At 61.1% G+C, this 25,268-nt stretch carries 24 protein-coding genes and 1 pseudogene; 24 read left to right on the forward strand and 1 reads right to left on the reverse strand.

Annotated features, from left to right (window positions below; genetic code table 11):
- The 13 genes and pseudogenes from DK871_RS25200 to DK871_RS25260 all read left to right on the forward strand — a co-directional run.
- Nucleotides 1–210: pseudogene (locus DK871_RS25200) on the forward strand (hypothetical protein); the annotation flags it as partial.
- A complete protein-coding gene (gene tssA / locus DK871_RS25205) occupies nt 207–1,793 on the forward strand; it encodes a type VI secretion system protein TssA (RefSeq protein WP_161907045.1) in 1,587 nt (528 codons plus the stop codon). The pseudogene DK871_RS25200 and the gene tssA, both read left to right, overlap by 4 nt.
- 24 nt (nt 1,794–1,817) lie before the next feature.
- Nucleotides 1,818–3,587 carry a type VI secretion system baseplate subunit TssF gene (gene tssF / locus DK871_RS25210; protein WP_161907046.1) on the forward strand — a complete coding sequence of 590 codons (1,770 nt, stop codon included), beginning with the start codon at nt 1,818–1,820 and terminating at the stop codon, nt 3,585–3,587.
- Entirely contained in the window at nt 3,551–4,648 is a 1,098-nt protein-coding gene (gene tssG / locus DK871_RS25215) for a type VI secretion system baseplate subunit TssG (protein WP_161907047.1), read from the forward strand. Before tssF ends, tssG begins: the two co-directional genes overlap by 37 nt.
- A complete protein-coding gene (tssJ, locus tag DK871_RS25220) occupies nt 4,629–5,165 on the forward strand; it encodes a type VI secretion system lipoprotein TssJ (protein WP_161907048.1) in 537 nt (178 codons plus the stop codon). Before tssG ends, tssJ begins: the two co-directional genes overlap by 20 nt.
- Before the next feature lie 3 nt (nt 5,166–5,168).
- Nucleotides 5,169–5,609, forward strand: coding sequence for a type VI secretion system baseplate subunit TssE (gene tssE, locus DK871_RS25225; RefSeq protein ID WP_161907049.1), 441 nt, complete (start codon nt 5,169–5,171; stop codon nt 5,607–5,609).
- A 17-nt stretch (nt 5,610–5,626) separates the two neighbouring features.
- Complete coding sequence (locus tag DK871_RS25230; RefSeq protein WP_161907050.1) at nt 5,627–6,334, forward strand: type VI secretion system ImpA family N-terminal domain-containing protein; 708 nt, start codon at nt 5,627–5,629, stop codon at nt 6,332–6,334.
- Between the two features lie 338 nt (nt 6,335–6,672).
- A complete protein-coding gene (locus DK871_RS25235; RefSeq protein ID WP_161907051.1) occupies nt 6,673–6,852 on the forward strand; it encodes a hypothetical protein in 180 nt (59 codons plus the stop codon).
- 76 nt (nt 6,853–6,928) lie between these two features.
- Nucleotides 6,929–7,126 carry a hypothetical protein gene (locus DK871_RS25240; protein WP_069558233.1) on the forward strand — a complete coding sequence of 66 codons (198 nt, stop codon included), beginning with the start codon at nt 6,929–6,931 and terminating at the stop codon, nt 7,124–7,126.
- Nucleotides 7,127–7,422: 296 nt separating this feature from the next.
- Nucleotides 7,423–7,740, forward strand: a complete 318-nt coding sequence (locus DK871_RS25245; protein ID WP_034127762.1) for a hypothetical protein — start codon at nt 7,423–7,425, stop codon at nt 7,738–7,740.
- A 151-nt stretch (nt 7,741–7,891) separates the two neighbouring features.
- Nucleotides 7,892–8,632, forward strand: coding sequence for a hypothetical protein (locus DK871_RS25250; RefSeq protein WP_161907052.1), 741 nt, complete (start codon nt 7,892–7,894; stop codon nt 8,630–8,632).
- A gap of 133 nt (nt 8,633–8,765) precedes the next feature.
- A complete protein-coding gene (locus DK871_RS25255) occupies nt 8,766–9,035 on the forward strand; it encodes a hypothetical protein (RefSeq protein WP_161907053.1) in 270 nt (89 codons plus the stop codon).
- Nucleotides 9,036–9,160: 125 nt separating this feature from the next.
- The gene (locus DK871_RS25260) at nt 9,161–11,278 is read left to right on the forward strand and encodes a TonB-dependent receptor domain-containing protein (RefSeq protein ID WP_161907054.1); all 2,118 of its coding nucleotides are present in this window, start codon (nt 9,161–9,163) and stop codon (nt 11,276–11,278) included.
- Nucleotide 11,279: 1 nt separating this feature from the next.
- Here DK871_RS25260 and DK871_RS25265 read toward each other — a convergent pair whose 3' ends face one another.
- Nucleotides 11,280–13,097, reverse strand: a complete 1,818-nt coding sequence (locus tag DK871_RS25265; RefSeq protein ID WP_161907055.1) for a sigma-54-dependent Fis family transcriptional regulator — start codon at nt 13,095–13,097, stop codon at nt 11,280–11,282.
- Nucleotides 13,098–13,449: 352 nt separating this feature from the next.
- Between DK871_RS25265 and DK871_RS25270 the strand changes: the two genes are divergently transcribed.
- The 11 genes from DK871_RS25270 to DK871_RS25320 all read left to right on the forward strand — a co-directional run bounded on the left by DK871_RS25270 (nt 13,450) and on the right by DK871_RS25320 (nt 24,915).
- Nucleotides 13,450–14,544: an ABC transporter ATP-binding protein gene (locus DK871_RS25270; RefSeq protein WP_161907056.1), complete on the forward strand. Its 1,095-nt coding sequence runs from the start codon at nt 13,450–13,452 to the stop codon at nt 14,542–14,544.
- Entirely contained in the window at nt 14,544–15,641 is a 1,098-nt protein-coding gene (locus tag DK871_RS25275; RefSeq protein WP_161907057.1) for an ABC transporter ATP-binding protein, read from the forward strand. Before DK871_RS25270 ends, DK871_RS25275 begins: the two co-directional genes overlap by 1 nt.
- Nucleotides 15,638–16,504 (forward strand): carbohydrate ABC transporter permease, encoded by an 867-nt coding sequence (locus DK871_RS25280; RefSeq protein WP_005789024.1) that lies wholly within the window; start codon nt 15,638–15,640, stop codon nt 16,502–16,504. The genes DK871_RS25275 and DK871_RS25280 overlap by 4 nt, the downstream gene beginning before the upstream one ends.
- A 10-nt stretch (nt 16,505–16,514) precedes the next feature.
- Nucleotides 16,515–17,315: a carbohydrate ABC transporter permease gene (locus tag DK871_RS25285; RefSeq protein ID WP_003192012.1), complete on the forward strand. Its 801-nt coding sequence runs from the start codon at nt 16,515–16,517 to the stop codon at nt 17,313–17,315.
- Nucleotides 17,316–17,326: 11 nt separating this feature from the next.
- Entirely contained in the window at nt 17,327–17,599 is a 273-nt protein-coding gene (locus tag DK871_RS25290; RefSeq protein WP_161907058.1) for a DUF2160 domain-containing protein, read from the forward strand.
- Nucleotides 17,600–17,761: 162 nt separating this feature from the next.
- Complete coding sequence (locus DK871_RS25295; RefSeq protein WP_003192009.1) at nt 17,762–19,504, forward strand: ABC transporter substrate-binding protein; 1,743 nt, start codon at nt 17,762–17,764, stop codon at nt 19,502–19,504.
- A gap of 143 nt (nt 19,505–19,647) precedes the next feature.
- Nucleotides 19,648–19,842 carry a hypothetical protein gene (locus DK871_RS25300; RefSeq protein ID WP_020303079.1) on the forward strand — a complete coding sequence of 65 codons (195 nt, stop codon included), beginning with the start codon at nt 19,648–19,650 and terminating at the stop codon, nt 19,840–19,842.
- A 283-nt stretch (nt 19,843–20,125) separates the two neighbouring features.
- Nucleotides 20,126–21,505 carry an iron-containing redox enzyme family protein gene (locus tag DK871_RS25305; RefSeq protein WP_161907059.1) on the forward strand — a complete coding sequence of 460 codons (1,380 nt, stop codon included), beginning with the start codon at nt 20,126–20,128 and terminating at the stop codon, nt 21,503–21,505.
- Nucleotides 21,506–21,516: 11 nt separating this feature from the next.
- Nucleotides 21,517–22,461 carry a class I SAM-dependent methyltransferase gene (locus DK871_RS25310; RefSeq protein WP_161907060.1) on the forward strand — a complete coding sequence of 315 codons (945 nt, stop codon included), beginning with the start codon at nt 21,517–21,519 and terminating at the stop codon, nt 22,459–22,461.
- 6 nt (nt 22,462–22,467) lie between these two features.
- Nucleotides 22,468–23,586 carry a carboxylate-amine ligase gene (locus tag DK871_RS25315; protein WP_161907062.1) on the forward strand — a complete coding sequence of 373 codons (1,119 nt, stop codon included), beginning with the start codon at nt 22,468–22,470 and terminating at the stop codon, nt 23,584–23,586.
- 84 nt (nt 23,587–23,670) lie between these two features.
- On the forward strand, nt 23,671–24,915 hold the full coding sequence (locus DK871_RS25320) for a zinc-dependent alcohol dehydrogenase (protein ID WP_161907061.1): 1,245 nt from the start codon (nt 23,671–23,673) through the stop codon (nt 24,913–24,915).
- Nucleotides 24,916–25,268: the final 353 nt, after the last annotated feature.

The raw sequence follows: 25,268 nt of genomic DNA on the forward strand, positions 1-25,268 counted from the left end.
AAGGCCACGCTCACACCGCTGGACGACGGCGACAGCCGCTTTCGCATGGTGCTCAAGGCCCCGGATGGCCTGGACCTCACTTGGAACCTGCGCACCGAAATGAGCACCGGGCCGCTGGCGTTGCTGGCGCTGCGCAACTTCACCTTGCCGCAGCAGATTTTTCTGGCTGAGGGCACCACGGCTACAGCACACAACGGGAACCTTGAATGAGCCTGCACACCCTAGTCACCCAATGCCTGGGCGAACGTGACGCCGTAGCCCTGGCCCGTCAGCAGGCCGGGCCCTGGCAGGCGTGGTTGCAACCGATCAGCAGCGACGCGCCCGCCGGCCACGACCCCGGTTATGACGACGACTTTCAGCGTATGCGCGAAGAGGTCAACAAGCTCTCCGGCGCCGATGCAGAGCAGGTGGTGCAGTGGGCGCAGAAACTGCTGGAGCACACCTGCAAGGATTTGCGCGTGGCTACCTATTACCTGTGGGCGCGCCTGCAAAAAGACGGTGAGGCCGGGTTGGCCGATGGTCTGACTTTGTTGGCAGCGTTGGTCGAGCGCTATGCCGCCGAGGTGCTGCCGACGCGGCCCAACACCCGCAAGATGGCGCTGGAATGGCTGGCCAGCGGCAAGGTGTTGGACAGCCTGTCGCTGTACCCGGAGGTGGTGCGCGGCGAGGCCGAGCGTACGGTGGCGGCGCTGGCCTGGCTGGAGCAGGGGTTGCAGGCGTGGCCAGTGGATCAGCGCCCGGCCCTGGGCGCGTTGTATGACGCGTTGTCGGCGCGCCTGGCGCAGTCTGGCGGGGTGGATGCGTTGGTGCCGCAACACAGTGCCAGCCATGAGGCCAACGCGCATGCGACGGCGCCGAGTGTCACGGCGATCAAGTCCGGTCGCGACCTGCTGGACAACGGCCGGGCGCTGGCCGTTTATCTGCGCGAGCAGCCCCAGGGCTGGCTGGCGGCGCACCGACTGATGAAAAGCCTGCGCTGGGACACTGTGCATCAGACACCGCCAGAGGAGGCCAGTAGTACCACGCGCCTGGCACCGCCGCGTGGCGATTATCGCGCGCAGCTCAAGCGCCTGTACCTGCAACAGGGCTGGTCGGAATTGCTTGACCAGATCGAGCGCATGTACGCCGAAGGCGTGAACCATTTCTGGCTGGATTTGCAGTGGTATCTCTACCAGGCGCTGAGCAAGCAACCGGCGCCGCAGGACAGTTGGGCGGACATCGTCAAGCGTGACCTGGGCATGTTCCTTGAGCGTTTGCCGGGCCTGGAGTTGCTGCACTGGAGCGACGGCACTCCCTTCGCCGACGAAACCACCCGTGACTGGATCACCCAGCACGTCAGCGGCAACCGCCCGCAACAATGGCTGCCCGCGCCCAGGGCGGTGCTGACCTCCGCCGACGCCGACATTCTCTCGTTGGAAAGCGAAGCAGTGGCACAGGCCGACAGCGACGGGGTCGAGGCGGCGCTGGCCTGGCTGGCGGCGCGCCCAGGTGCGCAGAGCGGGCGCCAACGCTGGCTGTTGCGGTTGTTGATGGCACGGGTTGCCGAGCAATACGGCAAGAGCGAGCTGGCGATGCACCTGCTGGGCGAACTGGATGTTACGGCGCAACAGCATGGCCTGGCGGCGTGGGAGCCGGAGCTGAATTTTGAGGTCAAGGCGCGTCTGCTCAAGCTGCTGCGCTTGAAAGCGCAACGCAACGATGCCGACAAACCCGGCCTGGCCCGGCGCACAGAAGCCTTGCTGGCGGCGCTGGTGACGATCGACCCGGTACGCGCCGCCGTGCTGTGCGGCTAACCCTTATTGAGCGGGAGTGTATGTGTGAGCATGGATAATTTGACGCTGCGTTACTTTGACGCCGAGATGCGCTACCTGCGCGAAGCCGGCAAGGAGTTCGCGCAGGCGTTCCCCGACCGGGCGGCGCAACTCAACCTGGATAAACCCGGGGCCCAGGACCCTTACGTAGAGCGCCTGTTCGAGGGCTTCGCGTTCCTGATGGGGCGCCTGCGCGAAAAGCTCGACGATGACTTGCCGGAGCTGACCGAGGGGCTGGTCAGCCTGTTGTGGCCGCATTACTTGCGCACCATTCCGTCGCTGTCGGTCATCGAGCTGGCGCCAGACCTCAAGCAAATGAAGCACAGCGAGCCAATCGTGAAGGGCTTCGAGGTGCTGTCCCAACCCATCGGCCCGCAAGGCACGCGCTGCTGCTACACCACCACCCAGGCGCTGACCCTGCAACCTTTGGCGCTGGAGCAGGTGCGCCTGGCTTACGAGCCGGACGGCCGTTCGGTATTGCGCCTGCGCTTTGCCTGCGGCGCCTTGACCGACTGGGGCGAGATCGACCTTAGCCGCCTGCCGCTGTACCTCAATGCCGATGCGGCGTTAGCCAGCGCCCTGCACCAGGCGCTGACCCTGAACACCCAAGCGGTGTATGCGCGCCTGCCAGGGCAAACCGAGCGCCAGGCGCTGCAGGCGCATTTTGCGCCCAAGGGCTTTGCCGATGAAGACCGCCTGTGGCCCAAGGGCGACAGCGCTTTCAGCGGTTACCAGTTGCTGCTGGAATATTTCACCTTCCGCGAGAAGTTCATGTTCGTGACCCTGTGCGGGCTGGAGCGCCTGGCGTTGGCTGCCGGCACGCCATGGTTCGAACTGGACGTGGTACTGCGCGAGGCCTGGCCCCACGAGTTCAGCCTCAACCACGAGCACATTCGCCTGCATGCGGTGCCGGTGATCAACCTGTTCCCGCTGGAGGCCGACCCCTTGAGCCTGGCGCCGTTGCAGACCGATTACCTGCTGCGGCCGATGCGCTTGCAGGACGGCCACACGGAGATCTACTCGGTCGACCGGGTCACCTCGTCGAAAAACGCCGAGCGCCACGACTATGTGCCGTTCACCAGCTTCCGCCACAAGGGCGGCATGCTGCGCGACGACGCGCCGGAGCGCTACTTCCACACCCGCTTGAAACGCTCGGCCAAGGGCCTGCACGACACCTGGCTGATCCTGGGCGGCGAGGGCTTCGACGCGGACCGTTTGAACACCACCGAAAGCCTGTCCCTGCGCCTGACCGGCACCAACGGCCTGTTGCCGCGCAAGGCATTGCAAAGCACCTTGCTCGACACCGCCGTGCAGTCGACCCAGGCCGGTCTGCGGGTGCGCAACCTGTGCGCGCCGAGCCTGCCGCAGTACCCGCCCAACCGCGATCGTTTCCATTGGCGGGTACTCAGCCACCTGGGCTCCAATTTCCTGCCGATGCTCGACAGCGCTGAGGTATTGCGCGGCACGTTGGCGCTGTACGACTGGACCGGCAGCGAGCTGAACCGTCGCCGCCTGGAGGCGATTGTCGATGTTCGCCACCATCTGGTTCAGCGTTTTGAAAAGGGCTTTTTACTGCGCGGCGTAGACATCGAAGTCACCCTGGACGCCAACGGGTTTTCGGGGGAGGGCGATATCAGCCTGTTCGGCGAAATGCTCCATCGCTTCTTCGGCCTGTATGCCGACATTCATTTATTCAACCAGCTCACGCTGATCCTGCAACCTACTGGAAAGTGCCTGCGATGGAACGAGAACCACAGTCAGCGTATTCCCGGCTGAAAGCCGCCGGTTTGCTGGACGCACTGGGCGGGCGGGTCGCGGAGGCCAACCTGTACCGGTTCTGCCAGTTGCTGGAACAGGCGCTGCCCGGTCACCCCTTGTTGGGCAGCTCCGCCCACCCGGCGGATGACCCGGTGCGCTTTCGTCCCGACCCCGGCATGGGATTCCCCGCCGGTGAGCTGCGCGCCATTGAAACCGATGAAGATCACCCCGAACGTCCGGCCACGGTGCGCACGCGCTTGCTGGGGCTGTACGGTGTCGATTCGCCGATGCCCACCAGCTTCCTGGATGACATCGCGCAGCGCCGCGAAGGCCATGAAGCCCTGGAGGCGTTCCTGGATATCTTCAACCACCGGATTTTTACCCAGTTCTACCGCATCTGGCGCAAGTACTCCTACCCGGCGGCGTTTGAAAGCGGTGGCCGCGACGCCACTTCGCAATGCCTGCTGGGGCTGGTGGGCCTGGGTATCCCCGGTACGGCGCAACAGGTAGCCACGCCGATCTCGCGCTTTTTGGCGCTGCTGGGCGTGATGCGCCTGCCGACGCGCAACGCCGAAGGCATTACCGCGTTGGTCAAGCTGCTGGCACCCAACACCCAACCCAGGGTGACAGCGCACTGGCCGCGCAAAATCCCGTTGGCGCAGCCGGCCAGCCTCTGCGCCAACCGCCCGGTGGGCTTGTCCCAAGGCACGCCGCTGGGCAGCGCGGGCGTGGATGCCAACAGCCAATTGCACCTGGCACTGTTCACCGAAGATTTGAACGAAGCCCACGGCTGGTTGCCGGGCGGTCAGTTGCACACGGACCTGCTGGTGCTGTTGCGGGTGTACCTGGGCTGGCGCTGCACCGCGAAATTGCAGCTGTCGCTGCCGGTGCGCAGCCTGCCCACGCCTGTGCTCGGCGGCCCACCGGTGCTGCTGGGCATGACCGGCGTGCTGGGCCTGGGTGGCACGGCCTGGCAGGTCGGCGCCGATGACACCATCACCATCAATCTGGGCCGCTATCAGGGCCTGCACAGTAACCCCCAGTTCAGAGAGGCACAGCATGTCGCGTACCGTTTTTAATGCAGTAACAGTGGCGGTGCTCGGGGCACTGCTGGGCGGCTGTGGGCTGACCCAGAAGGTCACTGACGCCACCGTGTCCACCACCCAGTCGATTTTCTACAAACAAGTGACCACCCTGCACCTGGACTTTACCGGCCGGGCGGCGATGAACACCGACGTCACCGATATGAGCGGCCTCTCGGTGCCGACCCTGGTGCGGGTGTATCAATTGCGCGACGACACGCTGATCAACAAGGCGACCTATGAACGTGTGCTGGGCGATGCCGATGAGCTGCTGCGTGCCGACCTGCTGGACCAGCGCGCCCAGGTGGTCAAGCCCGGGGAGGGCGCACAACTGAACATGCCCCTGCACAAGGACGCGAAATTCGTCACGGTGGTGGCGCTGTTCCGCAACCCGGATACCCGCAGCAACACCTGGCGCCTGACCCTGCCCCGTGAACAGCTGGACCCGGACCGCGCGCGAGTGATCGAACTGGGCAACAACCGCCTGACCTTGCAAGCAGCGCTGGGGGAGTAGGCCATGGGTGAGTCCAATCCTTCGCTGTACGAAATCCTGCTGCAGAACTTCGACGGTGAGCTGGACCTGCATCGGGTACGCGAAGAGGACCAGCAAACCCTGTCGGTGCTGGACAACTTGCAACGCATCCTCAACAGCCGAGCGGGGTCGCTGAGCCATTTGCCCGATTACGGTTTGCCGGACATGGGCCAGATCCTGCAAGGCCTGCCCGCCACGGCGCACGCGCTGATGAACACCCTGATGCACACGTTGCTCAAGTACGAGCCCCGCCTGGCAGCGGTCAATGTCGAACTGTTGCCGCAGACGCTGCCGGGACATCTGGAATACGCCCTCGACGTCCAGCTAAAAGCCGGTGAGCAGGTGACCTTTGGCGCCACCCTGGCGCCCGAGGGCAAGGTGCTGGTGCGCCACTTGCGGCGGCAAAACTATCTGTCGAACTCATGACCCTCGAAGGAAGCGCAATGACCGCGTTATTAGAAAAGCCAGTGCGTATTGGCGGCGACCCGAGTGGTTTGCGCGAGTTTGCCTTGCTGCGTAACGAGTTGGCCAAGTTGACGCATCCGGCCTGTCCGGATGTGGACTGGGCCCAGGTGGAGCAATTGAGCCTGGCCCTGTTCGAAAAAAATGGCGCCGACCTGCAAACCGCCGCGTGTTACGCCCTGGCATGCAGCCATATGCGGGGGCTGGAAGGCATGGCCCAAGGCATAATGATGATCGATGCAGTGTGCCGCGCGGAGACCGGTGTGTGGCCTCCCAGGGTATCTGCACGCCTGGACATACTGGGTTGGTTATTTGGCCAATGGCAGAGGGTGTTGCGCAGCCTGGAAATTCCACGCTCGGCATTACCCACGTTGGCCCAGATGGACAAAAAGCTGGAGGGGCTGGCAAGGCTGTTGGTGAGCCAGAGGCAGGAACCTCCGGTCACGCTGCAGGCGTTACGTCAGCAGTTTGGTGGGTTGATGCAGCGTCTGGCACGCCAGCAAGCACTGGTTGAGCAGTTGCCGGCAGCCATTCAGGCCCCAGCGTTGCCGCCTGAGGTGCCAGTAGTGATTGTGCCTGCCGAGCCGACACCTATGGCTGCGCCAATGCGCAGGAGGACGTTGATGGGGTGGTTGCTCAGGCTAGGCGCTGTCGTTGCCTTGGCGTGTGGGGTCGCGTGGTGGATATAGTCGACCCCCACCAAAAAGAGCGTAGCAACAGGCGTGGGTGTTGCGTAGCTGGCAACTGGGTTGAATTGACGCCTGCTACCTGTGAGGTACCTGAAATAGCGTGATCTACCCCGCCTGATCGGAATGGGCCCTGTCATTTTTATAAAAGCTCGACGTTTTATGGCGGAGGAGAGCGGATGGGGTCTGCGCCATACCAACCTTCCATTTATTACCCCCGTCTGTACCCCCGTTTGTGGTGGGACTTCAGGGGTCTTCGTGAGTTGTTGAGAAATTATCTCAAAATTATCATGAGCACCTCATGTTCGTATCCAAGCCCTTTTGAGCCTTAATGGAACGACGTGAAAGCACACCTTTTCGGGCCAAAACAGGCCCAGGGCGGCCTGGTTTCCCGCCAAGATTTACACAAAAGCCTCGCGAAAGCGGGGCTTTTGCGTTTCTGGGGCTTGGGTGTGCTGATAATCAAAAAAATGCTGTTTGTCGCATTCATACCTTTCAAAGACGAACCACCATTCGTCTAACATCCGGCACTCTCCATCCGTTTGCTGCCTCTCAATCTTAAGCACGGATATCCCGAGCGATACACGGAGAGCCAGCATGGAAATCAACGAGAAAGCCCCAGGCAACATTTCCCAGCAAGCGGTTACTCGTAACACCGATAATGAGACGGGGCATGACCCAAGGCGCGATGAGGACAATATCCCGCTACCCCCGGATGACGAGGCCCCGATCGAGGAGGACATGTCGGATGTAGACGCGGCGGATTCCGTGGCCAGTGAGCACCCCGCTACCTGAAGACCTCCCGATCAATGAAACCCGGCCCAGCGCCGGGTTTTTAATTGTGAATGGCTTCACGATGCCTCTATGATCAGCACGCGCTGTATTGGATCACTGAGTCTCAACCCTTTGAAGGACATGAGCATGGACAAGCACTTCGGTAATTCGGGCCTTTTCAAGAACCTTTCGTATCAAGGCAACGACGCTCACGACGGCTGCAGCACTGCCGACTGGGAGCTGAAAAACAGTGCGCTGAATACGAAGGAGTTTTTGATATGTCCAAAGAATTACTCGGAGTTTTTGCTCTAGGGTTGATGGTGGTCGGTGAGTTTTGTGCAATCTACAGTGAGGTGGTGACCGCCAAGTTGGCCCAGACCGGCAGTGGTTCCTGGGAGGCCTTTGTACTTCCTGTGGTCTTGATGTGTTTTGCCGGGCTGTGCCTGCTGGGTGCCTATTGGCTGGGGTATGTGGTTGTCGGTGATATCTGGATCGTCACGGTCGTCTCGGTCACGTCGTTATTGCTGCTGGAGCCTGTGGTGGTCTGGGCGCTGTTTCATGAAGCTCCAGGGCGCGGCGCGTTGATCGGGTTCTGCCTGGGCGCCTTGGGGATGCTTGCGACGGTAGTGCTCTAGCACCCCGGGGAATCAAGTGCCGGGTCAGATCAGCATCTGTAGTCCGATGCTTATCTGGCCCGCACCGCTGCACTTTTTTCCATTCTGCTGATCTACCCTGTCCCAGCCACCCGACTCACACGGGTGGCCAACAGAATCAGACCCGGTGCCGATGGATCGAACGTTAACTTTTTCCACCTCCCGATGGCCGCTGCTGCTGGCGGCGATATTAACGCTGTGTGCCGCAGGTTGCAGCCAACAACAGGGCCGCGATATCGCCAGGCAGTTCAGCGATGGCAAGCCCGATGAATTCTTCCAGACCAGCGTCGACCGCATGGCCACCCTAGGGATGCGTGACAACCTGCAAAGCCTCTACTTGCTGATGAGCAAGCTCTACCTGCGCAACCCCAACCAGTGGCGTCAATCGGGCTACCCGGATGCGGTGACCGCCGCCCGGCAAATTCGCCAGGCCATCGAAAATCGCCAACCCTTGCCCGCATTGGGTGACCGGCGTGACTTGGCGGCCCTGAGCTATTCCCTGAGCCCTGACTTTCGCGGCGACCGCGTCGGCGCGTTCATCTATGCGATTGGCAGCATGCTGGTGACCGCTCACGGTGGACGCACGCAGTTTTATGTGACCGACTCGATCAACCCGCAGTTTGTCAGCAATGCCGCGCGCAATATCGAGAAGGCCACCTGGTTGCTCAGCCAGCGTCAGGATGCCAATGGCGTGTTGCTGTTGTTTTCCAATGAAATATCGGAGGAGGGCAGTAACCTCAGTTTTGCCGTTGAGTTCGGCAAGATCGTCGCGCGGTTGGACCTGCTTACCCAAATCCTCGATGAGCGCTACCGACGCATTGGCCTCAATTACGCACAAAGCCTGTTGCTGATGAATTTCCTGCCGGTGCAATAAGGCCTGTCGCATCGACCAATCGGTGCGGTGTTTCCCTTTCCGCTGTAGGAAGCGGCCTATCTTGCCTCCTGTGGCTTGAAACGCTTGCCCGCGGGCAATAGCCTCGGATTTTTCTTAAACACGAGGCCCTACCTTGGGTAAACGAAAAACGGTTTGGCCCACGGATCGCGAAATACGCTTGCGGTTTATCCTTTATGCGGTGATCGACGCCGCGACGGCCCAGGGCGTGTCTGCCGAGTTATTGCTGCCGGCGCATAAGTTATTGCGTGACTCGCCCACGGAAGTCCAGTTGCGCGACACCCTGGGGGAGATCCTCGCCACTGACGAAATGTATGGCTTTCGCTTTCCGCCGGGGTCGGATGCAGATGATCTGTTGCGGGCATTGTCGGTACCCGATGGCTGAACCTGCCACCGGGTTCGCCACTGTTTTTAAATGGGAGTGACCTGACGGGCGTGCCTGCCTTCCCATCACTGTTCGCGTGGTGGGCTTGGCCTGGCACGTTCCCGAATTCCAAGGATCTGCCCCCAATGCTGCTGCGCCACCCCCCGTTTATTTTTGCCGCCTTGACCCTCAGTTCGCTGGTACAGGCCGAAGGCCTGCAATTGGCGCCGGTCGAGATCACCACGGCTGAGGCCAGCGCCGCAGAAATCGCCCAGGCGCAGCTCAAAAGCGTGCCCGGCGGCACCAATTACATCGATATGGACAGCGTGCAACAGGGGCGGGTCAGCAGCAACGAGGATGTCTTCAAGTACCAGGCTGGTGTTTACGCCAAGGCGGCCAATAACGAAGGGGTGAAGGTGTCCATTCGTGGCTCGGGCCTGAACCGCGCGCCCGGTGCCCACGCCTCCGGCCTGTATGAAATGTTCGACGGCCTGCCGCTTACCGGCCCAGGGGGTACGCCTTATGAGCTGAAGGACCCGCTGTGGCAAAGCCGGGTAGAGGTGCTGCGTGGCGCCAACGGGTTCGATCAGGGTGCGTTGGCTTTGGGCGGTGCGGTCAATTACGTCACCCGCACCGGCTTGGACGCGCCCAAGTTGCAAGTGCGCTATGAGGTCGGCAGTCGCGGCTATGCCCAGCGCGAAGTCAGTTCGGGGCAAGTGCTGGGGGACGCTGACTATTACATCAGCCTCACCGATTCGGCGTCCGACGGTTATCAGCATCAAAGCGCTGGTACCGGCAAGGGCATCGCTGCCAACTTCGGCTACCGCTTTAACCCGGACCTGGAAACGCGCTTCTATTTGCGGTATCGCGAAACCACCAACGATTCTCCCGGCAGGCTCACGCGTGACCAGATCAGCCATGATCCGCGTGCCGCCAACAGCGTCAATGCCGCCCGCGATTCAAAGCGCCTGCAACCGGGCTCCACCTGGATCGCCAACAAGACCACCTTGCGGTTGGACGATAATTCACGGGTCGAGGTCGGCCTGGCCTATCACGATTACCCCATGGACCTGCGCGAAGGCACCAACCGCCTCAAAGTCGCCTACACCGATATCAGCGGCACCCTGAATTACATTCGCCAGGACAGCCTGTTCGGCCATGCCAGCACCACCACCGTGGGCCTGCGTACCACCCAGGCGATGCCGAACAATGGGGCGTCGGAATATGTTCGCATTCCTGCGGGCAATACCGCCATTTATGCCCCCGGCACCAAGACCCGCGACTACAGCTACCTGGGTTCCGATACCGTGCTGCATGTCGGCAACGAGCTGGAATTGCTGGAGGATCTGTGGCTGACCACCGGCCTCGCCGCCATCTACACGCGCCGCGAAACCCAGGTCACGTATCCCGACGGTCAAGCGCCGATCAGTCAGCATGATTGGGATTACGCGCCGCGCATTGGCCTGCGTTACGACTTCACTCCGCAATTGCAGGTCTACGGCAACCTGAGCCGCTCGGTAGAGCCACCGCATGCGTGGTCGATGATCTGGGGTTCCAACAAATACTTCGGGCCGGGCAGTGGGGCGGCCACAGGGTTGCAGCGCGAAGGCGTGAAGCTGCGTAATCAGACCGCCACCACTCTGGAAATCGGCGGGCGCGGTGAAGCCTGGCTCGGCCAATGGGACCTGGCGCTCTATCGTTCGCAGGTTCGCCACGAGCTGCTTTCGGTGGAGACCCAGGCCCAGACCGCCACCAGCAATGCCATCATCGCCGAATCCAACGCCAGCCCCACCGTGCACCAGGGCGTGGAACTGAGCCTGCTCAGCCCGCTGTGGGACGGCGGCCGCAGCGGTAAGCTCGACCTGCGCCAGGCCTACACCTTCAGCGACTTCCACTACCGCGACGACGAGCGTTTCGGCGACAACACCTTGCCCGGCATTCCCAAGCACTATTACCAGGCGCAACTGCGCTACAGCCACCCGACGGGTTTCTACACCAGCCTCAACACCGAGCATGCCTCACGGGTAGCGGTGGACTACGCCAATTCCTACTACGCGGCGGCCTACACCACCCTCGGCGCCACCTTTGGCTACGACGCGCCCAAGCAGGACTGGCAAGCCTGGGTCGACCTGCGCAACCTCACCAACCGCCGTTACGCCAACACCGTCACACCGGGCTACGACGACAAAGGCATGGACGCAGCGCGTTCCACCCCCGCTGATGGGCGGGGTATCTACACCGGCGTTTCCTGGAGTTGGCGTTAACTCAGCCTTCGTGTTGGCGCAGGCGCTTGTACAGGGTGTTGCGGCTTACGCCCAGCTCTCGCGCCAGGTGGGAGATGTTCCCGCCCACGGCTTCCAGGCGCTGGTTCAGGTCGAGACTTTCATCCAAGTGTTCAGGTTTAGACAGCGGAACTGTCGCCTGCAAATCCACAAAAAAATCATCGGGCAGGTGTTCCGCGCGGATCGGCTGCTCTTCGGCCATTGCCAGCGCCACCTGCAACACGCTGCTCACCTGGCGTAAATTCCCCGGCCACGGGTGTTGCTCGAATAACCTCAGCACCTCGGCGCTCAGCCCGGCCCATTGTGTCGGCTCGCGGTGTTGCTGCCACAGTTGCTGGAACAGCGCCTGTTTGTCGGTACGTTCGCGCAATGGCGGCAGCTCCAGCGTCAAGCCGCCGATGCGGTAGTACAAGTCCTCGCGAAAGCGTCCGGCCTGCACCAGTTCGCGCAGTGCGCGGTTGGTCGCCGAGATGATGCGCAAGTCCACCGGGAACACCTCGCTGCTGCCCACCGGCTGCACGCAGCGTTCTTGCAGCACCCGTAACAGGCGGGCCTGGGTGGGCAGCGGCATATCGCCGATTTCGTCGAGAAACAGCGTGCCCTTGTCCGCCTTGCGGATCAGGCCGATGCTGCCTTTCTGGTTGGCGCCGGTGAAGGCGCCTTTTTCGTAACCGAACAGTTCCGATTCCACCAGCTCTGCGGGGATCGCCGCACAGTTCACCGCTATCAACGCCTGTCGGCTGCGGGAACTGGCCTGGTGCAGGGCTTTGACGAACACCTCTTTGCCCACGCCGGTCTCGCCGTGAATCAACAACGGAATGTCCTTCTCCAGTAGGCGCTCGGCCTGGCGCACGGCTTTTTCCACGCGCACATCGCCAAAATGCAGGGTCTGGAGGTTGATCGACGTCGGTGCTGGTTGCGGCGGTTGGCTGAACACCCGCGCTTGCACCGGCATCTGCTTGGGCCGCTTCAACAGGCACTGGAACCGATTGCGTCCCGCCGCTTGCAAGGCAAAGGGCAGCCCTTCCGGCTGGTTGAGCAACTCCAGCAGCGACACCTTGAACAGGCTGTCGATCATCACCCGCGAGAGGCTGATGCCCAGCAGGTTATCCGCACGCCGATTGGCCGACAGCACCTGGCCGCTTTCATCAAAGATCAGCAGGCCGGCCCATTGGCTGTCGAGGTTGCTCAGGCCGGTGTTGAAGGTCAGTTGGAAGTGCTCGCCGCGAAACAGGTTGAGGATCAGCCGGTTTTCCACGGTCTGGCTCATCATCTTGACCATGCCCAGGGTGTGGGAGGGTGGCAGGTAACTGTCGCTGGACACATCCAGCACCGCGATGATTTCGCGCTGGGCGTCGAAAATCGGCGCTGCGGAGCCGGTCATGAAGCGGTTGGCCTTGAGGAAGTGCTCATCGTGTTCAATATGCACGGCCTGGGCACACGCCAGAGCGGTGCCGATGGCGTTGGTGCCACTGGCGCGCTCCATCCAACTGGCGCCAGGGCTGAAGCCACGGGCCAGCGTGGGTTCGATAAACCGCTGGGTGCCCCACGAGGTGAGCACCTGGCCCTGGTTGTCCGCCAGCATGATCAGGCAGTTGGAATTGCTGAGGATGTTCTCGTAGTAGGGCAACACTTCCTGGTGGGTGGTCTGTACCAGGGAATGCTGGCTTTCCAAAAGTTGGCGAATGCCTTCGGCGGGCAGTTGGTCAAAGCTGGGGGCGCTCTGGTGGTCCAGGCCGTAGGCGCGGCAACGGCGCCAGGATTCCTGGATAAGGGTGTCGTGGGTCAAGGGTTCGGCCATCGTGCGACCTTCATTTTTATTGTTATTGTTTTTGCATATCTAACTGAAGAAACCGATTCAAACTGTGGGAGCGGGCTTGCTCGCGAATACGGTGTATCAGTCGACTGATGATTGACTGACCCACCGCATTCGCGAGCAAGCCCGCTCCCACATTTAGTCTGTGTTGGTCATGAGAGTGTTGTTCACAACTGTTCATTGTCAACCCCGACAGTGTTCAGTTGTTCAGCCAGATTGTTCACTCCTGAACATCATGATTCACCCATTTCCTTACACATCAAGCGCTTGCGGTTTTGGCACGAAACTCGCTCTGGCAACGCACCAGATTCATTCCAATAATAAAAAAGGTCGTGTCATGTCATTGACCCTGGAACATGTCTCCCGCGTTGTCGACGGCCAAACCTGGATCGACGACGCCACCCTGCGGTTCGAAGCCGGTTCTTTCAACGTCCTGCTCGGTCGCACCCTGTCGGGCAAGACCAGCCTGATGCGCCTGATGGCTGGCCTGGACAAGCCCGACAGCGGTCGCATCCTGATGAACGGCGTGGACGTCACGCAAAAGCCGGTGCGCCTGCGCAATGTGTCGATGGTCTACCAGCAGTTCATTAATTACCCGACCATGACCGTGTTCGAGAACATCGCCTCGCCGTTGCGTCAGGCCGGCGTGTCCCAGGAGGTGATCCAGAGCAAGGTGCTGGAAACCGCCAAGATGCTGCGCATCGAGAAATTCCTGCAGCGCCACCCCCTGGAATTGTCCGGCGGCCAACAGCAACGCACCGCCATGGCCCGTGCCCTGGTGAAAGACGCCGAACTGATTCTGTTCGATGAACCGCTGGTCAACCTGGACTACAAACTGCGCGAAGAGCTACGCCAGGAAATGCGCGAACTGTTCAAGGCGCGCCACACCATCGCCATTTATGCCACCACCGAGCCCAACGAAGCCCTGGCCTTGGGTGGCACCACCACCATTCTTCACGAGGGGCGGGTGATTCAGAGCGGCAAGGCCGCCGAGGTTTATCACCAGCCGCAAACCGTGCTCGCCGCTGAGCTGTTCTCCGAGCCGCCGATCAACCTGATGCCAGGGCGCATCAGCGGTAACGAAGTGAGCTTCGCCAATTTCGTGCATTTCCCACTCAATGTTGACCTGCGGCCCATCGGCGAAGGCGAATTCCGCTTTGGCGTGCGCCCCAGCCATATCAGCCTGGTGCCCAGCAACGATGATGACCTGGAGCTGGCGGTGACCGTGGAAGTCGCCGAAATCAGCGGCTCGGAAACCTTCCTGCATGTGCGCAGTGAGCATTTCCTGCTGGTGCTGCACCTGCCGGGGGTGCATGAGTACGATGTCGACGCGCCGATCCGCGTGTATATCCCCACCCATAAACTGTTTGTGTTCGATGGTCAGGGCCGCTTGGTCCAGGCCCCCGGGCGCCGTGTCGCGAGGGTTGCCTGATGGCCGAGATCCATTTGCGCAACCTGGCCCATAGCTACAGCCCTACACCCGCTGGGCCAGAAGACTACGCCATTCGGGAAATGAACCATGTGTGGGAGCAGGGCGGTGCCTACGCCTTGCTCGGGCCGTCGGGCTGCGGCAAGTCCACGCTGCTCAATATCATTTCCGGCCTGCTCAGCCCGTCCGAAGGCCAGGTGCTGTTCGATACCCAAGTGGTCAACGAGCTCACCCCGGAGAAACGCAATATCGCCCAGGTGTTCCAGTTCCCGGTGGTGTACGACACCATGACGGTGTTCGACAACCTGGCGTTCCCGCTGCGAAACCAGGGCATGGCCGAAGCGAAAATTCACAGCAAGGTGCAGGAGATCGCCGAAGTCCTCGACCTGCAAAACCTGCTGAGCAAAAAAGCCCGCAACCTCACCGCCGACGAAAAACAGAAAGTCTCCATGGGCCGTGGCCTGGTGCGCGATGACGTGTCGGCCATTCTCTTTGATGAGCCGCTGACGGTGATCGACCCGCACCTGAAGTGGAAACTGCGGCGCAAGCTCAAGCAGATTCACGAGCAGTTCAATATCACCATGGTCTACGTCACCCACGATCAGCTGGAAGCCTCCACATTCGCCGACAAAATCGCGGTGATGTACGGCGGGCAGATCGTGCAGTTCGGTACGCCGCGTGAATTGTTCGAACGGCCCAGCCACACCTTTGTCGGTTACTTCATCGGTAGCCCTGGGATGAATCTGATCGAGGTGCAGGCCAAGGCTGGGGGCGTGGGGTTCGCCGACACGTTGGTGCCGCTGTCCGAAGCCTTGCAGCAACGTCTCAACTCTAGCGACTACCAAAAGCTCCAAATCGGTATCCGCCCGGAATTCATCCATGTGTGGGACGAGTACAACCCTGACGCCCTGCAAGCCGACGTCGTACATGTGGAGGACCTGGGCACCTACAAGATCATGACCCTCAACCTCGACGGCGCCACGCTCAAGGTGCGGCTGGCCGAGGACAAGCCGGTGCCGGAAGGCAAGGCCTCCATCAGCTTCCCCGCGCAATGGCTGATGCTCTACGCCGACGATTACCTGCTGGAGGTGGCGCCATGAACAAGGTGCAGAACAACAAGGCCTGGTGGCTGGTGCTGCCGGTGTTCCTGCTGGTGGCGTTCAGTGCGGTGATCCCGATGATGACGGTGGTCAACTATTCGGTGCAGGACATTTTCGACCAGTCCAGCCGCTATTTCGTCGGGGCCGACTGGTACAAGCAGGTGCTGCTCGACCCACGCCTGCACGATTCACTGTTGCGCCAGTTCATCTACTCGGCCTGCGTGCTGCTGATCGAGATCCCGCTGGGCATCGCCATCGCCCTGACCATGCCCACAAAAGGCCGCTGGTCTTCGCTGGTGCTGATCATCCTCGCCATTCCGCTGCTGATTCCGTGGAACGTGGTGGGCACCATCTGGCAGATCTTTGGCCGTGCCGACATCGGCCTGCTGGGCTCGACCCTCAACGCCATGGGCATCAGCTACAACTACGCTGCCAACACCATGGACGCCTGGGTCACCGTGCTGGTCATGGATGTGTGGCACTGGACCTCATTGGTGGCGCTGCTGTGCTACTCCGGCTTGCGCGCGATTCCGGACGTGTACTACCAGGCTGCGCGGATTGATCGTGCATCGGCCTGGGCGGTGTTCCGACATATCCAGCTGCCGAAGATGAAAAGCGTGCTGCTGATTGCGGTGATGCTGCGGTTCATGGACAGCTTCATGATCTACACCGAACCTTTCGTGCTCACCGGCGGCGGACCGGGTAACGCCACCACCTTCCTGAGTCAGACGCTTACCCAGATGGCCGTCGGCCAATTCGACCTGGGCCCGGCGGCGGCGTTTTCCCTGGTGTACTTCCTGATCATCCTGTTGGTGTCCTGGCTGTTCTACACCGCCATGACCCATTCCGACGCCAACCGCTGAGGCCGCCAACATGAGCAAGCGCAAGCTTATTCCACTACTCGTTTACATCCTGTTCCTGCTGGTGCCGATCTACTGGCTGCTGAACATGTCCTTCAAGAGCAACACCGAAATCCTCGGCGGCCTGACCCTGTTTCCGCAGGATTTCACCCTGGCCAACTACAAGGTGATCTTCACCGACCCGAGCTGGTACACCGGTTACCTCAACTCGCTGTACTACGTGAGCCTGAACACGGTGATCTCCCTGAGCGTGGCGCTGCCGGCGGCCTATGCGTTCTCGCGCTACCGCTTCCTGGGTGACAAGCACCTGTTCTTCTGGCTGCTCACCAACCGTATGGCGCCGCCGGCAGTGTTCCTGCTGCCGTTCTTCCAGCTGTATTCATCCATTGGCCTGTTCGACACACACATCGCCGTGGCCCTGGCCCATTGCCTGTTCAACGTGCCGTTGGCGGTATGGATCCTGGAAGGTTTCATGTCCGGCGTACCGAAGGAAATCGACGAAACCGCCTACATCGACGGCTATAGTTTTCCCAAGTTCTTCGTGAAGATTTTTATCCCGCTGATTGGCTCCGGTATCGGCGTCACGGCGTTTTTCTGTTTCATGTTTTCCTGGGTCGAACTGCTGCTGGCGCGCACGCTGACCTCGGTCAACGCCAAGCCTATCGCAGCGGTGATGACCCGCACGGTGTCGGCCTCCGGCATTGATTGGGGCGTGCTGGCAGCGGCGGGGGTGTTGACCATCCTGCCGGGCATGCTGGTGATCTGGTTTGTTCGCAACCACGTGGCCAAGGGCTTTGCCCTGGGCCGGGTCTAGAGGAGTCGATGATGGAATGGATGGCCTGGACCACCCCTACCGCGCTGTTCTTTGGCGGTATTGCCCTGATTCTGGCGGGCATGACCACTTGGGAATTGCGTTCGCCGAGTATCCCGCGGCGCGGGTTGCTGCCGATCAGCACCACCCGTGGCGATCGCTTGTTTATCGGTCTGCTCGGCAGCGCCTACCTGCATTTGCTGGTCATTGGCGTTACCGACTGGAGCATCTGGGTGGCGTCCGCGCTCTCCCTGGCATGGCTGTTGAGTGTGATGCGTTGGGGCTAGCTGTGCACCACCCTGTAGGAGCGAGCTTGCTCGCGAAAATCGTCACCGATAACGCAGTGCTCCTGGTAGCCCGCGGTGTCTTTGCATTCTTCGCGAGCAAGCTCGCTCCTACAAGGGAGGTGGTTGCCGATAGCCCCGTTTGAAATTAACCTGGAGGTCTCTATGTTGAATAAAAACAATAAGCTGCGACATAGCATTTCATTGGCCGCCGTACTGGCCCTCAGTGGTTTGAGCGCTTCGGCCTGGGCCGATGCGTATGAAGATGCCGCGAAAAAATGGATCGGCAGCGAGTTCAAACCCTCGACCCTTACCGAAGCTCAACAGTTGGAGGAGTTGAAGTGGTTTATCAAGGCGTCTGAGCCGTTCCGTGGGATGAAGATCAACGTGGTGTCGGAAACCCTCACCACCCACGAGTACGAATCCAAGGTGCTGGCCAAGGCCTTCAGTGAAATCACCGGCATCAAGCTGACCCACGACCTGCTACAGGAAGGCGACGTGGTGGAGAAGCTGCAAACCCAGATGCAATCCGACAAGAACATCTATGACGGCTGGGTCAACGATTCCGACTTGATCGGTACGCACTTTCGCTATGGCAAGACCGAATCCATCACCGACCTGATGGCCAACGAAGGCAAGGATTTCACCTCGCCCACCCTGGACCTCAAGGACTTTATCGGCCTGTCGTTCACCACCGCGCCGGACGGCAAGATCTACCAGTTGCCCGACCAGCAGTTTGCCAACCTCTACTGGTTCCGCGCCGACTGGTTCGAGCGGCCGGAGCTGAAGGCCAAGTTCAAGGAAAAATACGGCTACGACCTGGGCGTGCCGGTGAACTGGTCGGCCTATGAAGACATCGCCAAATTTTTCAGCGAAGACGTCAAGGAAATCGACGGCAAGCGCATTTATGGGCACATGGACTACGGCAAGAAAGACCCGTCCCTGGGCTGGCGTTTCACCGATGCCTGGTTCTCCATGGCCGGTGGCGGCGACAAGGGCTTGCCCAACGGCTTGCCGGTGGACGAGTGGGGCATTCGTGTGGAGGACTGCCACCCGGTGGGCTCCAGCGTCACCCGTGGCGGCGACACCAACGGCCCGGCAGCCGTATTCGCCACGCAAAAATACGTGGACTGGATGAAAGCCTACGCGCCTCCGGAAGCGGCGGGCATGACCTTCTCCGAATCCGGCCCAGTGCCGTCCCAGGGCAACATTGCCCAGCAGATCTTCTGGTACACCGCGTTTACCGCCGACATGGTCAAGCCGGGCTTACCGGTGGTCAATGCCGACGGTACGCCGAAGTGGCGCATGGCGCCGTCCCCAGTCGGGCCGTATTGGGAAAAGGGCATGAAGAAGGGCTATCAGGACGTAGGCTCCTGGACCTTCCTCAAGTCCACGCCCGAGAAGCAGAAACTCGCGGCCTGGCTCTACGCGCAGTTCGTGACCTCAAAAACCGTTTCGCTGAAGAAAACCATCGTTGGCCTGACGCCGATTCGTGAGTCCGATATCAACTCCCAGGCCATGACCGACATGGCGCCCAAACTCGGGGGGCTGGTGGAGTTCTACCGCAGCCCGGCGCGCACCGAGTGGTCCCCGACGGGCACCAACGTGCCGGACTACCCGCGCCTGGCGCAACTGTGGTGGAGCAACATCGCCGCAGCGGCCAGCGGCGAGAAAACCCCGCAACAGGCGCTGGACAACCTGGCCAAGGAGCAGGATGCGATTATGACGCGCCTGGAACGCTCCAAGGTGCAACCGGTGTGCGGCCCGAAAATGAACCCCGAGCGTGACGCGCAATACTGGTTCGACCAGCCGGGTGCACCGAAGCCGAAACTGGCCAACGAGAAGCCCAAGGGCGAAACCGTGAACTACAACGACCTGCTCAAGCAGTGGGAGGCTGCACGTAAGTAATTTCGCTGAATGAGCTGAATGCAACGGCACGCTTGCGTGCCGTTGTTTTTTTGTGGGTGAGCCACCTGCATTTCATCTGGTGCTCCGAGACAGCTTGCTAGCTTGGCACTAAACTGCTGAGCATTCATACAGGAGGTCATCTTATGGGTGTTCCACTTTCCCCAATTGTTTCCGAATTTGAAACCGAGGAGCAGGCAAATAGTCATGATCTTTGGTTTCGTGCCAAAGTCGAAAAAAGCTTGGCCAATCCCGGACCCGGTGTACCCCATGACGAAGTCATGGCGAGGGTCGAGGCGATTATTCTTGAAGCAGAACGCAAGCAGAGGGTCAAAGCCTGATGTTAAGTATCGAGTAACAGCGGAGCGCATCGAGATAGTCAACGTGTTGCACGCTCGGCAAGAGTATCCCTGATTTTCTCCTCATATCGCGTGAGGCACGATTTGGTGACCCAATGTCCCCATCGCAATAGCACCGCGACCGCTTGTCCCCACGTTAACAATCCAATCTGAATTTTCCGCACCTCTCAAGGTTCTGCATCTTAGAAGCGCATGTTTTTCAAGCGCTCTTGCGGGGCCACCTTGTGGGAGGCCCGTTGTAACGGACTTTGCGGAAACTGCCATCATGACACTCCTTACAGCGCTGTCAGGCCAGCCGGCCTCTCTCACCGACTCGGCCCAGGGTCGCCATCAACGGGTGTACCAACAACTGCACGGCGAAACCCAAGACGCCGCTGAATTGGCGCGTGAATACCTGCAGGATCAATTGGCCCTGGTAGAGGCAACCGACTGCGACTTGCCAAAAGCACCCGAACAGCTGCTGGCCTGGGTCGAGCAGCGCTGCGCCGAAGTCGCCCAGGCCTATGCCGACTACCTTGAGCAGCGCCGGCAAGGCGGGCCACGGCGGTATTTCCAGAATAAGGCCCATGCGTTGTATTTCCTGCAGTGTGTGGCGCCGACCAAACAGGTCGATGGCGCCTGGCTCTATGGCTTGCTGCACTATTGGCAAGACCAGCGCTTCGACGGCCTGCTCACCACTTACCTGGAAGAATTGGGCGACGGTGAAGCCGCGCAGAACCATGTGGTGATCTACCGCAAGTTGCTCAGCGAGCACGATGCCGACAGCGAAGCCGGCCTCGAGGATGACCATTACCTGCAAGGCGCGCTGCAACTGGCGCTGGGTGTGTGCGGCGATGAGTTCCTGCCGGAAGTCATTGGCTTCAACCTGGGTTACGAACAGCTGCCGTTGCACCTGTTGATCACCGCCTATGAACTCAGTGAGCTGGGCATCGACCCTTATTACTTCACGCTGCATGTCACCATCGACAATGCCAGCAGTGGTCACGCCTGCAAGGCCGCACAGTCGGTGCTGAACCTGCTGCCGCTGGGCGAGGGCAGGGCAGACTTCTATCGCCGCGTGGCCGCAGGCTATCGCCTGAATGATCTGGGCCTGGGTACCACGTCTATCATCAAACAATTCAACTCGCAGGACGAGGTGGTGGCGATGCTTGAGCGCAAGCGCGCCTTCGGCCAGCACATGCATTCTGACTATTGCCGCTTCGAAGGCCAGACCGTCAACCAATGGCTGGCCCAGCCTGGGCAGATCGGCGCGTTCCTCAAGGCCCTGGAAGACAAAGGCTGGATCCAGCACAACCAGGACCCCGCCAACAGCCGCTTCTGGCAGTTGATCGAGGGCGCTGGCGCCGCAATGTTCGGGGTATTCAGCGGTTATGAAAAACAACTTATCCATGACTGGATCGCCGGGCAATGGGTGGCCAGCGAACGCGTGCCGCCCGTACGGCCGGGACGCGGCAGCCGGTTTTCCCGCGAGCAGCATCGTCCAGCGGACCCGGATACCCAGGCCCTGGCGGAGTCGTTGTGCAACTTGCCCGATGTGCAACAGCTCAATGCGCTGATCCCATGGCTGTCGGCACGCCGTCATTGCACGCCTGCCGGGCTGTATGCCACTCGCCGCTTTATCCAACTGCGTGCGCGCCTGCGCTAAGGAATGTGCCTATGTCTGCGCAACAATTGGCTGACCGTGCCTTGTTGAATTTGGGCCGAGGGTTGAAGGAGAGCGGTTATCGCTTTATCACACCGACGCCCTTGACCCACGAGCGGGTCTATCGTCGGCTGGCGACGCCCCTGGCAATGACGCTGCGCGATGTGTTCGGATGGTCGATGCCGTTCGATCAAGGCCTGTTGCCCGAGGCCTTGCGTGAGGAGTTGCAGCAAGCAGATGTGATCGAAAAACATGGCGCGCTATGGCACAGCACGGTGCGTTGGTCGAGCCTCGATGATCTGTTGTTCGCCCATTCGCCTTATCCCACCGACCAGGCGGACGCAGTGTTTTTCGGCCCCGACAGCTACCGCTTTGCCCAGGTAATCGAAGCCTACCTGCAACAGAGTTTCGAGCCCCTCAAGCGCGCCGTGGACATCGGCTGTGGCGCTGGTGTCGGCGCGCTGGTGATTGCTAAAGCCCGGCATGACGCCCAGGTGCTGGCCGTGGATATCAACCCCCGTGCCCTGCGCATGACGGCGGTGAATGCCGAACTCGCCGGGCTGAATAACCTCAGCGTTTACCACAGTGACGTGCTGGCCAGTCTGGAGGGCGAGTTCGACCTGATCGTCGCCAACCCGCCGTACATGAAAGATGACCGTCAGCGCGCCTATCGCCATGGCGGTGGCGCCTTGGGGGAGCAGTTGTCGCTGCGCATCGTCAGTGAATCCATCGGGCGCCTGGCCCTGGGCGGTAGCCTGCTGCTGTATACGGGGGTGGCGATGGTGGCAGGTAGCGATCCCTTCCTGGAGGCGGTCAAGCCGCTGCTGGGCAGCGACGCCTTCGGCTGGACTTACCGCGAGCTCGACCCGGACGTTTTCGGTGAGGAATTGGAAAAGCCAGGCTATGAGCAGGTGGAGCGCATCGCCGTGGTCGCGCTGACCGTCACCCGGCTGCGCTGAATGTCGATGCTCACCTTTGGCATTGAAGAGGAATACTTCATTACCGACCTGCGCAGCCGCCAGATGGTGTGCGAGCCCTCGGCAGCGGTGCTGGCGGCCTGCCGCGAAGCGATTGGCGCGGGCTTCTCCTATGAGATGTTCCAAGGGCAGATCGAGGCGGCCTCACCGGTGTTTACCTCAAGCGCCGAAGCGGCGGATTATTTCTCGACTGTGCGCGGCAACCTGGCGCAATCCCTGGCTGAGTTCGGCCTCGGCGTGGTGTGCGCCGGCAGCCACCCTCTGGCCGATTGGCGTGGGCAGCGGCCGACCGATCAGGCGCATTTCCGGCAACTGTTCGACGATATTCAATACGTAGCGCGGCGCAGTGTGTTGTGCGGGCTGCATGTGCATGTGCAGGTGCCGCAAACACTGGACCGCATTGCGGTGATGAACCAGGTGTCGCCGTGGCTGCCATTGTTGCTGCTGCTCAGTTGCTCGTCACCCTTCTGGGACAGCGCGCCCAGCGGCTTTATGAGCTACCGCCAGGCCGCTTGCGACGAGTGGCCCCGCATGGGCGTGCCGGAACACTTCACCGACTGGGCCGAGTACCAGCGCTACCTGGCCCTGTTGCAACGCATCGGCGCGATCAAGGCCGATGGCAATGGCTGGTGGGGCATTCGCCCGGCGGCGCGTTACCCCACCCTGGAACTGCGCATGGCCGACGCTTGCCCACGGCTGACGGACGCCTTGGCCCTCGCCACGCTGTTTCGGGTGATGGTCACTCATGCCTGCGCGATGCAGCGTCCTGGCGCTGGTTTCAGTGCCGAGGCGCGCTGGCTGCTCAAGGAGAACCGCTGGCAGGCCAAGCGTTATGGGGCCGCTGGTACCTTTGCGTTGGACGACGCAGGCAGCGTGGGCGGCGCTGCACAATGGCTGCAATGCGCCCGGCAGACGTTTGCCGCCACCGCAGAGGCCATGGGAGAGCCGCTGTTGTTCGATGCCTTGGATGCCTTGCTGCAACGCGGCAACAGCGCGACCGAGCAGTTGCGCTGGCATGCCCAGTCCCAGGCCAGCGGCGCCGATGCGCTTGCCAGCGTGCGCCAGGTAGTCGACCTGTTGTTGGCCCAGACTCGCGGCGACCATTGATCGGGTGTCGCTCTACGTCGAAGGAACACTGATGGGGCTGCTGCGCCCTTAATGAGTAACCCCTCAACGGCAGGAGCGCAGAGCATGCGAGCGATGACTTACCAGGGCGCACACAAGGTGCAGGTGGATACCGTGCCCGATCCGATCATTGAACAACCCGACGACATCATTCTGCGGGTCACCGCCACCGCAATCTGCGGTTCGGACTTGCACTTGTACCGTGGCAAGATCCCGACCGTGGAGCACGGTGATATCTTCGGCCATGAGTTCATGGGCATCGTCGAAGAAACCGGCCCGGCCGTCACCGCCGTGCAAGCTGGCGACCGTGTGGTGATTCCGTTCGTGATTGCCTGTGGCGATTGCTTTTTCTGCCAGCTCCAGCAATTCGCCGCCTGCGAAACCACCAACGATGGGCGCGGTGCGATCCTGAATAAAAAAGCCATCCCACCGGGCGCCGCGCTGTTCGGCTACAGCCGTCTGTATGGCGGTATTCCCGGCGGCCAGGCGGAGTGGGTGCGAGTGCCCAAGGCTAACACCGGGCCGTTCAAGGTGCCCGGCACCTTGGCGGATGAGAAGGTGCTGTTCCTCTCCGATATCCTGCCCACCGCTTGGCAGGCGGTGACCAACGCCGGCATTAGTAAAGGCTCCAGCGTGGCGATTTATGGCGCCGGGCCGGTGGGCCTGCTCAGTGCGGCGTGCGCGCAGATGCTGGGCGCCGAGCAGATCTTCATGGTCGACGACCATCCGTATCGTTTGGCCTACGCGCAGAAAATGTACGGCGTGATCCCGATCAATTTCGAAGAAGACGAAGACCCGGCTGACACCATCATCCGCCAGACCGCTGGCATGCGCGGCGTCGATGGCGTGGTGGACGCGGTAGGTTTCGAGGCCAAGGGCAGCACCACGGAAACCCTGCTCACAGCCCTCAAGATCGAGGGCAGCAGCGGCAAGGCCCTGCGACAGTGCATCGCTGCCGTACGCCGCGGTGGCGTGGTGAGCGTTGCCGGGGTGTATGCCGGGTTTATCCATGGATTCATGTTTGGCGATGCCTTCGACAAGGGCCTGACCTTCAAGATGGGCCAGACCCATGTGCAGCGGTTCTTACCGGAGTTGTTGGAGCATATCGAGCTGGGGCATCTGCACCCCGAGGCGATCATCACTCACAGGCTGCCTCTGGAGCAGGCGGCGCGGGGGTATGAGCTGTTTGATAAAGCCGAGGAGGAGTGCCGCAAGGTGATCCTGCTGCCGGGTGGGAACGACCGACCGCTGACCGAGCCGCTGGACGAACTGACCCCTGAGTTGCGCGTACAAGGCGTTCCCGGCTTCTAAGCCAATACCCGGGAAAATATGGGAGCGGGCTTGCCTGCGATAGCGGTGGTTCAGTTGAATATTCAGCGACTGACACGCCGCCTTCGCGGGCAAGCCCGCTCCCACAGGGGATCTGCGCCGGACGCTGATTTTGTGGGCAATGCATGACCAATGTGGGAGCTGGCTTGCCTGCGATAGCGGTCTCCCAGCCGACACCTATCTACCTGACACCCCGCGATCCAACTGTGGGAGCTGGCTTGCCTGCGAAGACGGCCTGACAGCCAACACAGTTGGATTGTGTACATATCCATTCCTGCGGTAACGGCCACCTAGGGTTCCGCTCTGACAGCGGCTCACTTTTGAAAAGCGCAAAA

It is taken from the genome of Pseudomonas sp. L13 (assembly GCF_009935965.1).
GTDB lineage: Bacteria > Pseudomonadota > Gammaproteobacteria > Pseudomonadales > Pseudomonadaceae > Aquipseudomonas > Aquipseudomonas lactis.